The sequence below is a fragment of the Monashia sp. HAY1-2A genome (genome assembly GCF_056755315.1).
The window spans coordinates 1-274 of sequence record NZ_JBNDHY010000403.1; the positions used below are offsets into that span (position 1 = coordinate 1).

The following is a 274-nucleotide window of genomic DNA, read 5'->3' on the forward strand; positions in this document are numbered from 1 at the left end:
GTCGTAGATGGTGATGCGGCCGGACGTGCGGAACAGGTCGATCTGGTGCTGCAGCGTGTCGGGGATGGGCATGCTGGCGCAATAGCGCCAGAACTCGGAATCGCTGCGGTTCGTCAGCTTGTAGTGCAGGACGATGAAGTCGCGCACGAATTCGTAGCGCTGCGCGACGAGGCGGTTGAATTCGTCGGCGAGTTCCGGATTGCAGTCGCGGTCCGGGAAATACTGGATCAGCCAGCCGACCGCCAGTTCGATGATGTTGATGCTGGTCGATTCG

The 274-nt window shown here is 60.6% G+C and carries 1 protein-coding gene; it reads right to left on the reverse strand.

The window, feature by feature from the left end:
* On the reverse strand, positions 1 to 274 hold a 274-nt coding region (locus ACPYOM_RS22485), incomplete at both ends, for a tryptophan 7-halogenase (RefSeq protein WP_481347662.1).